The sequence below is a fragment of the Gordonia sp. (in: high G+C Gram-positive bacteria) genome (genome assembly GCF_012515855.1).
Lineage (GTDB): Bacteria > Actinomycetota > Actinomycetes > Mycobacteriales > Mycobacteriaceae > Gordonia.
This window is the reverse complement of the sequence record NZ_JAAYXO010000179.1, coordinates 1-8,566: the sequence shown is the minus strand read 5'-3', so window position 1 is coordinate 8,566 and position 8,566 is coordinate 1. Positions and strand designations below refer to the sequence as shown.

General features: G+C 68.4%; 8 protein-coding genes and 1 pseudogene. 7 read left to right on the top strand and 2 right to left on the bottom strand.

Annotated features, from left to right (window positions below):
- The 6 genes and pseudogenes from GX543_RS12955 to GX543_RS12930 all read left to right on the top strand — a co-directional run.
- A pseudogene (locus GX543_RS12955) lies at window positions 1–249 on the top strand (CarD family transcriptional regulator); the annotation flags it as partial.
- On the top strand, window positions 246–920 hold the full coding sequence (gene ispD / locus GX543_RS12950; RefSeq protein WP_290852396.1) for a 2-C-methyl-D-erythritol 4-phosphate cytidylyltransferase: 675 nt from the start codon (window positions 246–248) through the stop codon (window positions 918–920). The pseudogene GX543_RS12955 and the gene ispD, both read left to right, overlap by 4 nt.
- Before the next feature lie 4 nt (window positions 921–924).
- Complete coding sequence (gene ispF / locus GX543_RS12945; protein ID WP_290852394.1) at window positions 925–1,395, top strand: 2-C-methyl-D-erythritol 2,4-cyclodiphosphate synthase; 471 nt, start codon at window positions 925–927, stop codon at window positions 1,393–1,395.
- A gap of 11 nt (window positions 1,396–1,406) precedes the next feature.
- On the top strand, window positions 1,407–2,801 hold the full coding sequence (cysS, locus tag GX543_RS12940; RefSeq protein ID WP_290852392.1) for a cysteine--tRNA ligase: 1,395 nt from the start codon (window positions 1,407–1,409) through the stop codon (window positions 2,799–2,801).
- Entirely contained in the window at window positions 2,801–3,769 is a 969-nt protein-coding gene (gene rlmB / locus GX543_RS12935; RefSeq protein WP_290852391.1) for a 23S rRNA (guanosine(2251)-2'-O)-methyltransferase RlmB, read from the top strand. The genes cysS and rlmB overlap by 1 nt, the downstream gene beginning before the upstream one ends.
- Window positions 3,770–3,900: 131 nt before the next feature.
- Entirely contained in the window at window positions 3,901–5,349 is a 1,449-nt protein-coding gene (locus GX543_RS12930) for a phosphatase PAP2 family protein (protein WP_290852390.1), read from the top strand.
- Here the strand turns inward: GX543_RS12930 and rarD are convergent.
- Both rarD and GX543_RS12920 read right to left on the bottom strand, forming a co-directional pair.
- The gene (gene rarD, locus GX543_RS12925) at window positions 5,309–6,220 is read right to left on the bottom strand and encodes an EamA family transporter RarD (protein ID WP_290852388.1); all 912 of its coding nucleotides are present in this window, start codon (window positions 6,218–6,220) and stop codon (window positions 5,309–5,311) included. The two genes, GX543_RS12930 and rarD, sit on opposite strands and share 41 nt — an antisense overlap.
- Complete coding sequence (locus GX543_RS12920; RefSeq protein ID WP_290852386.1) at window positions 6,217–6,963, bottom strand: 5-oxoprolinase subunit PxpA; 747 nt, start codon at window positions 6,961–6,963, stop codon at window positions 6,217–6,219. The genes rarD and GX543_RS12920 overlap by 4 nt, the downstream gene beginning before the upstream one ends.
- 42 nt (window positions 6,964–7,005) lie before the next feature.
- Here GX543_RS12920 and GX543_RS12915 point away from each other — a divergent pair, with 42 nt between their 5' ends.
- Window positions 7,006–8,559, top strand: a complete 1,554-nt coding sequence (locus GX543_RS12915) for a carboxylesterase/lipase family protein (protein WP_290852385.1) — start codon at window positions 7,006–7,008, stop codon at window positions 8,557–8,559.
- Window positions 8,560–8,566 lie beyond the last annotated feature (7 nt).

The following is an 8,566-nucleotide window of genomic DNA, read 5'->3' as shown; positions in this document are numbered from 1 at the left end:
GAGCCGACCAACTGGGCCCGCCGCTTCAAGGCCAACCAGGAGAAGTTGATCTCGGGCGACATCATCAAGGTCGCCGAGATCGTCCGCGACCTCTGGCGTCGCGAGCAGGACCGCGGCCTGTCTGCAGGCGAGAAGCGGATGTTGACCCGAGCTCGCCGGGTGCTGGTGGACGAGCTCTCGCTCGCGCAGCACACCGACGACGAGAAGGCCGACACCATGCTCGACGAGATTCTCGCCGAGGCGTCCTGACCGGAGACGGCAGCACCCGCGTCGCCGCGCTGATTCTTGCCGCTGGCATGGGAACGCGCCTCGGCGAGGCGGTGCCCAAGGCTTTCGTGGAGATCGATGGCTCCACGCTGCTCGAACTCAGCGCCGACGCGGCGCGGCGATCGGGATCGGTCGACCAGATCGTGGTGGCCGCTCCCGCAGAATTGATCGACCAGGCAGCTGCTCTGGTCCCCGACGCGCTGGTCGTGGTCGGGGGAGCAGAGCGCAGCGACTCGGTGCGAGCCGGCCTCGCGGCCGCGCCCGACGCCGAGTTGTTCCTGGTGCACGACGCAGCGCGCGCGCTCACGCCGCCGGCGCTCTTCACCGCAGTGGTGGAGGCGCTCGACGATGGGGCGCGCGCTGTGGTTCCGGGGATCCCCGTGGTCGACACGCTCAAGCGCGTCGCCCCGGACGGTACTGTCCTCGAGACGCCCGACCGCAGTGAGCTGCGCGCCGTCCAGACCCCGCAGGGATTCCCCGCACAGGTGCTGCGACAGGCGCACAGTGGTGGCGGTGACGCCACCGATGACGCCGGACTCGTCGAGTCCCTCGGCATTTCGGTGCGGGTGGTGCCCGGCCACGAGATGGCCTTCAAAGTGACCACCCAGGTCGATCTCGCACTCGCTCGACTCATCACCTCACGGGAGCTTTGACCAGATGAACATCCGCGTGGGAATCGGCACCGACGTTCACCCCATCGAACCCGGGCGTGACTGCTGGATGGTCGGGGTGCTGTTCGACGACGCCGACGGCTGTTCCGGGCATTCCGACGGAGACGTCGGCGCACATGCCCTGTGCGATGCGCTGCTGTCGGCCGCGGGTCTCGGCGATGTGGGCGCGGTGTTCGGCGTGGGGCGACCGGAGTGGGCAGGCGTCACCGGCGCAGCGATGCTGACCCACGTGCGGGAGCTGATCGAGGCGGAAGGTTACGAAGCCGTCAATGCGGCGGTCCAGGTGATCGGCAACCGGCCCAAGATCGGACCGCGTCGAGCAGACGCGCAGGCCCGCCTCTCCGAGCTCATCGGGGCACCGGTTTCGGTGTCCGGAACCACCAGCGACGGCCTCGGGTTGACCGGCCGCGGCGAGGGGATCGCGGCGGTGGCAACAGCACTCCTCTCGCTCAAGTAGACTTGCAGGCCGTGACTCTTCGCCTGTACGACTCGGCCACCCGCGAGGTGCGCGACTTCGTTCCACTTCGACCCGGAACGGCTTCGGTGTACCTGTGTGGTGCGACGGTGCAGGGCGTTCCCCACATCGGCCATGTGCGCAGCGGTATCGCGTTCGACGTGCTCCGCCGGTGGCTCGGCTACCGCGGACTCGACGTCCTGTTCGTCCGCAACGTGACCGACATCGATGACAAGATCTTGCGCAAGGCGCAGGAGGCGGGTCGGCCCTGGTGGGAGTGGGCCGCTACGCACGAGCGTGAGTTCACCAGGGCCTACGACGCCCTGGGTGTGCTCCCGCCGTCGGCAGAGCCGCGCGCGACCGGTTTCGTCACCCAGATGGTCACCTACATGGAGCGGTTGATCGAGCGCGGTCACGCCTATGCCTCGGACGGCAACGTCTACTTCGACGTCGCGAGCCTGCCGGAGTACGGTGCCCTGTCCGGGCACAAGCTCGAAGACGTGCACCAGGGCGAGAGCGCCGGCACCGGCAAGCGGAACCCGGTCGACTTCACCCTGTGGAAGGCAGCCAAGCCCGGCGAGCCGTCATGGCCGACGCCGTGGGGCGACGGCCGTCCCGGCTGGCACCTCGAGTGCTCGGCGATGGCCACCTCGCTGCTGGGCGCCGAGTTCGACATCCACTGCGGCGGCATGGACCTGATCTTCCCGCACCACGAGAACGAGATCGCTCAGAGCCACGGCGCGGGCGACGGGTTCGCCCAGTACTGGCTGCACAACGGGTGGGTCACCATGAGCGGCGAGAAGATGAGCAAGTCGCTCGGCAACGTGGTGGCGATCCCGGCCATGTTGCAGAAGGTGCGTCCGGTGGAGCTCCGCTACTACCTGGGCAGCGCGCACTACCGCTCGATGCTCGAGTACTCCGACGAGGCGCTGTCGGAGGCCGCGACCGGCTACCGCCGCATCGAATCGTTCGTCCACCGGGTGGTCGAACGCGCAGGTGAGGTGCCGGTGGGCGAGGTGTCGGACGAGTTCGCCGGCGCGCTCGACGATGATCTCGGTGTCCCCGCGGCGCTCGCCGTGGTCCACAACGCGGTCCGCGAGGGCAACACCGCGCTGGAGTCCGGTGACGGTGCTCGCGCCCGCGAGATCGCTTCTCAGGTCCGTGCGATGGCCGGTGTGCTCGGCACCGACCCGCTCGATCCGCACTGGGCGGACGTATCCGGCGATGATGACGCTCACGGTGCGCTCGACGTGCTGATCCAGGCAGAATTGGTCCGACGTGCGCAGGCCCGTGCCGAGAAGGACTGGGCTACTGCCGATCAGGTGCGCGACCGATTGGTCGAAGCAGGCATCGAAGTCACCGACACTCCCGACGGCGCCCGCTGGGCGCTCAAATCGAAGGAACACTGATGGCGGGGAATTCGCAGCGCCGAGGCGCTATCCGCAAGTCCGGAAGCAAGAAGGGGCAGACCGTCGGTTCCGGCGGTCAGCGTCGACGTGGTCTGGAAGGTCGGGGCGCCACCCCGAAAGCCGAGGACCGGGTTTATCACACGGCCCACAAGAAGGCGAAGGCCGATGCCAAGGCCAAGGCCAAAGCGGTCGGTGGTCGACGCAACCATCGCAAGTCCGAGGACGGCGGTCCCGAGTACGTCGTCGGCCGCAATCCGGTCGTCGAGTGCCTGCGCGCGGAGGTGCCGGCGACGGCGCTTTACGTGATGACCACGATCGACGCCGATGAGCGGGTCAAGGAAGCCGTGCAGACGGCGGGTGATCGCGGGATCTCGATCCTCGAGGTCGGCCGCCCCGAGCTCGACCGCATGTCGCCGAACGGCCTGCATCAGGGGCTCGCGCTGCAGGTGCCGGAGTACCGGTACGCGCACCCGGACGATGTGATGGCCGACGCCTTGGCCGGCAGCGCTGCGCCGTTGCTCGTGGCGCTCGACAACATCACCGACCCGCGCAACCTCGGTGCCGTGATCCGCAGCGTCGCCGCGTTCGGCGGCGACGGTGTCCTGATTCCGCAGCGGCGGAGTGCAGGCATGACCGCCGTGGCGTGGCGCACCAGCGCGGGCGCCGCGGCGCGACTGCCGGTCGCGGCCACCCCGAACCTCAACCGCACACTGGTGGACTGGGCTAAGAAGGGCGCGCAGATCGTCGGTCTGGACGCGGGCGGCGACGTCTCGCTCGACGACTACGACGGCACCGGCCCCGTGGTGATCGTCGTCGGCTCGGAGGGCAAAGGCCTGTCGCGTCTGGTCCGGGAGAATTGCGACTCGATCCTGTCGATCCCGATTGCGGGCAACGTCGAGAGTCTCAATGCGTCGGTCGCGGCCGGTGTGGTGCTCTCGGAGTTCGCGCGTCAGCGCCGCCTGTCCTGAGGGCGGGCGACCCCCGATTAACGGGCGAACGGGAGTTTTCGGTCGTGTGGGGTGGCGACCCGTCAACGACTCGGTGACGATTCCATCACCCGATTCTTACTGTTCAGTAGTTGTTCACTAACGTGTAGTGAATGTTCACGTGGGACTCGGTGCGTTCGGTGTGGGAGCAGATCCGCTCCGGTCGGCGCGTCGAGTTCTCCCGCGGCATGTGGATGCTGCTGGTGGGTCTGCTCCTCGCGTTCGTGTTGATCATCGAGGTCGTTGCTCGCGTCAATCACATTCGTGGTCCGCTGAGCCTGCTCGCGACCGATCTCGTCGGACGCCCGACGATCGGCGAGATCAAGATCGCGGGCATGCTGCTGACCCTGGTGTGTCTGCCCGCACGACTGCGGCTGCCGGTTCTCGCCTCGACCGTTGCGCTCGAGCTGGTGTGGAATCTCCAGCGCGTCGCCGTCGGTGACAACGGCACCATCGGCAACGGCATTCTCTTCGTTCTCCTCGGGACAGCTGCCTTCGCCGGTTGGCGACTGCGCGGACGCGAGCGGGCGAGCACGTTGAAGGCCGTCGGCCTGGGCCTGCTGTTGATCGTGATGGGGCGGGTCGGTGACGTGGGGCTGGTGCTGTCGACCCGTGCCAACCCCGCGGTGTTCGACGAGTACGTAGAGTTGGCCGACCGAGCACTCGGCAGCCCGTCGTGGGCCATCGGCTCAGTCGTGTCCCAGACGGAGTGGCTGACCGCAGTGCTCCGAGAGGTGTACGTCTTCCTCCCGGTGGCTGCAGCGGTGATCGCGTTCTTCCAACTGCGTCACAGCGCGAGGGACGGCTTCCCCCGGCATCACATCGTTCGGACCTTCCTGCTGATCGGCATGATCGGGCCGGTGGTCTACTTTCTGTTCCCGGTGGTCGGACCGACCTACGCATTCGGCAACGAGGTGATCGGCGCGGGTTGGCAGAACGTGTGGCCCATGCAGTTGCCGATCATCGGCGATCCGTCGGCGCCGTTGTTCGATCAGACCGTCGCCCGCAACTGTATGCCGAGCCTCCATACCGCGTGGGCGATGTGCATCTTCCTGCACGGGTGGCGTGGGCCGTTGGCATCGAAGATCTTCGGCACCGCTTGGCTGGCCGGAACCACCGGTGCGACTCTCGGATTCGGCTTCCACTACGCCATCGACGTGCTGGCGGGCGTGATCTTCACCCTGACCCTCGAGGCCGCCCTGACCCGCCCGGAACTGGGCTGGTCGCGGCACCGGGTCAGCGTGATCGCCTTCGGCGTGGTGACCTTCAGCAGCATGCTTCTGGCCACCCGCTTCCTGTCCGTCGAGATCGCGGCGAGCGGTGCCGTGGGCGGCTTCGTGCTCATCGGCGGAGTGCTGGTGATGGTCGGAGCCTTCCTGACGATCGAACTGCATCCCGCGGTTCAGGAGATTCCGGTGGATGTGGCGCCGCCGGTCCCGCGTGATCCGGGCGTTCTCGCCAAGCGGACCGCCGCCGCGACGGCCGCGGCCAAGACGTGGGCCGCCGAGACCATGGACTCGGTCAACCGCGAACTGAAGAAGACCGACTCGACCAAACTCTGAGGACGCTGTCGGCGGCCAACAGCAGGAGTGCCGCCCACACGATGCCGAAGCCGATCCAGCGGTCGCGCGGCAGGTGCTCGTCGAGGATCAGCACCGCGCACAGCAACTGCATGATCGGGGTGATGAACTGGATCAGGCCGATCGTGACCAGCGGGATGCGGCGTGCCGCAGCGGCGAACAGCAGGAGCGGGACGGCGGTCGCGACGCCCGAGAACACCAGCAGTCCGGTGTGGACCGCGTTGTCGCCGAACGTGAGCCCCGCCGGGGTGAACGCCACGATCACCAGGATGACGGCCGCCGCGGGGGAGAGGATCACCGTCTCCAGCGTGAGACTGTGGAGCGCGGGGAGCGTGTCGCCGACCTTCTTCTTCACCAGTCCGTACAGTGCGAACGAGATCGCCAGCGCCAGTGCGGTGGTGGGGAACGATCCGGCGGCGAGAGCGAGGTAGGCGCCCGCCACGACGCCCACCGTGACGGCAGCCCACTGGAGGGGCCGAAGCCGCTCGCGGAGGACCAGCACTCCGAGCGCGACGGTCGCGAGGGGATTGAGGAAATAGCCGAGGGCGGCGTCGCTGGTGTGGCCCGAGGTCACGGCGGCCACGTAGACCACCCAGTTGGTCGCGATCAGCAGGGCCGCGGCGGTGACCCCGACCATCAGGCGCGGCTGTCGGCGCAGGGGTGCGATCCATGCCCAGTCGCGCAGCACCAGGAGCACGCCGGCGCAGAGGAGGGCGGTCCAGAGGATGCGGTTGGCGAGGATCTCCCAGGCGCCCGCGGGACGCAGGGCGACGAACAGGAGCGGGAACAGGCCCCAGAGTGCGTAGGCGCCGAAGCCCGCGGCGAGACCTCGCGTGTTGGCGGGTTCGCTCATCGTGAGCGCACAGCGACGCCCGCGTGCGCCAGGGCAGCGCGGACACGGCGGGCGTGTTCGACCGCGCCGGGAGTGTCCCCGTGCAGGCAGACCGAATCCGCCACGACGTCGATCGCGGTGCCGTCGACCGCGTGGATCCGACCGGTCTCGGCGAGGATCAGCACGCGTTCGGCGACTTCTTCGGGGTCGGTGAGGAGGGCGCCCGGTTGGGTACGCGGCACCAGGCGGCCGTCCGCGGTGTAACCGCGATCGGCGAAGGCCTCGCTGATCACCGTCAGTCCGGCATCGTGAGCCAGACGGGCGGCCTCCGATCCCGGCAGACACATCAGCGGTAGACCGGACGACGACGCGACCTCGACCACCGCGAGCGCCTGTCCGGTGTGATGGACGACGGTGTTGTAGAGCGCACCGTGCGGCTTCAGGTAGTCGACGGTCCCGCCGACCGACGCGGCGAGGGCGCGCAGGGCCCCGACCTGATAGAGCAGGTCGGCCACCAGATCGTCGTGTTCGAGGTCCATGAAACGCCGCCCGAATCCGGCGAGATCCGGGTACGAGACTTGGGCGCCGATCCGTACGCCCGCGGCCACGGCGTCACGACAGGTCTGCCGCAGCAGCACGGGGGTGCCTGCGTGGAAGCCGCACGAGATGTTGGCGCTGGTGACCAAGGTGAGCATGGCGGTGTCGTCGCCGACGCCTTCGCCGAGGTCGGCGTTCAGATCGATTGCGCGCGAAATGGGGGCCACACCTCACGATGGTAGTGACGGATTCCAGCTAGTCTCGACCGCATGGCAGGAATGGAAACTGTGGTCCAGTTGGCCGATGGCGCCGTCGACGGTAAGCGCGGCCGCGGCGGTCGTCGCGGCACGGTGTCGTGGCGGGGCATCCCGTTCGCGGAACCGCCCGTGCGGCAATACCGTTGGCGCGCGCCCCGGCCGGTGGTCCCGTGGCCCGGCGTTCGCGAGTGCTACGACTACGGCAACGCGCCCGTGCAGGACAAGATCTTCACCGCGCGAGGTGCGGGAAAGTTCCAGCCGCGCAGCGAGGACTGCCTGACCCTCAACGTCTTCGCCCCGGCCACCACGTCGGTGACGCCGCGACCGGTGATGGTCTTCTTCTACGGCGGCGCCTACATCCTCGGCGGCACGTCGACGCCGATCTACGACGGCTCGTACCTGGCGCGACTGCGCGACGTGATCGTGGTGACGGTGAATTATCGGGTCGGCCCGCTGGGCTTCCTCGACTTCACCGACTACTCCACCGACGACCGCCAGTTCGACAGCAACCTCGGGCTCCGCGACATGGTCGCCGGTCTCGAATGGGTGCAGCGCAACATCGCCGAGTTCGGCGGCGATCCCAAGCGAGTCACCATCTTCGGCGAGAGCGCCGGAGGTTCCGCGGTGCTGACGCTGCTGTCGACTCCGGCCGCAGAAGGCCTGTTCTCCGGTGCCATCTCGCAGAGCCCGGCACCCGACCTGTTCGTCACCCGGGAGAACGCCCAGCTCTTCGCGGACGAGTACGTCCGGCTGCTGAAGGACCCGACGCGGCGCAAGGGCACCGAGCGCGACGAGCCGCCGCTCGATCCGGAGGAGGTCGCCCGCATCATCGACGGCGCTTCGGCGACGGAGTTGCTGGCGGCGGGCAACAAGCTGCTCGGCTTCACCCGGGCCGCCAAGATCAGCGACGCGATCCCGTTCTCGCCTGTCGTCGACGGCGACTACCTGCCGCTGAGTCCCCTGGACGCGGCCCGGGTGGGACAGACGATTCCGGTGCCGACGATCGTGGGCAACAACAAGGACGAGGGCGAACTCTTCGCGCGGTTCTGGGACATCCTGCCCGACTCCACGCAGGCTCTCGTCGGCATCGACGACAAGGAGGTCATCGAGCAGCTCGAGATCCTGTATCCGGGCAAGCGCGACGACGTGCGACTGGCCGCCGACGCGACCTTCTGGACGCCGACGATCCTGTTCGCCGGTTACCACTCGGAGCACGCGCCGACCTACGTCTACCGGTACGACTACGCCCCGGCGCTGCTGAAAGCGAGCGGGATCGGCGCCACCCACGCGACCGAACTGCTCGCGCTGTTCGGCATCTATCGCGATCCCATCGGCGCGGGAATCGCGGCCGCGGGCAGTTGGGGGTCCAGCAAGCGGATCAGCGCCACCATGCAGTCGCGGTGGACCTGGTTCGCCCGGACCGGGGTTCCGGCACCGGATTGGCCCGCCTACACCCGCGACGATCGTCGCGTGATGATCCTCGACGACCCGCCGCGGGTGGAACGCGACCCCGACGGCGCACGGCGGGAAGCCTGGGAACGGGTGCACCAGATGGTGAACGCATGATGCGGCG

Coding starts and splice junctions, on each gene's coding strand:
- ispF (WP_290852394.1), top strand. CDS start 925: ATGAACATCCGCGTGGGAATCGGCACCGACGTTCACCCCATCGAACCC.
- GX543_RS12930 (WP_290852390.1), top strand. CDS start 3,901: ATGTTCACGTGGGACTCGGTGCGTTCGGTGTGGGAGCAGATCCGCTCC.
- rlmB (WP_290852391.1), top strand. CDS start 2,801: ATGGCGGGGAATTCGCAGCGCCGAGGCGCTATCCGCAAGTCCGGAAGC.
- rarD (WP_290852388.1), bottom strand. CDS start 6,220: ATGAGCGAACCCGCCAACACGCGAGGTCTCGCCGCGGGCTTCGGCGCC.
- GX543_RS12915 (WP_290852385.1), top strand. CDS start 7,006: ATGGCAGGAATGGAAACTGTGGTCCAGTTGGCCGATGGCGCCGTCGAC.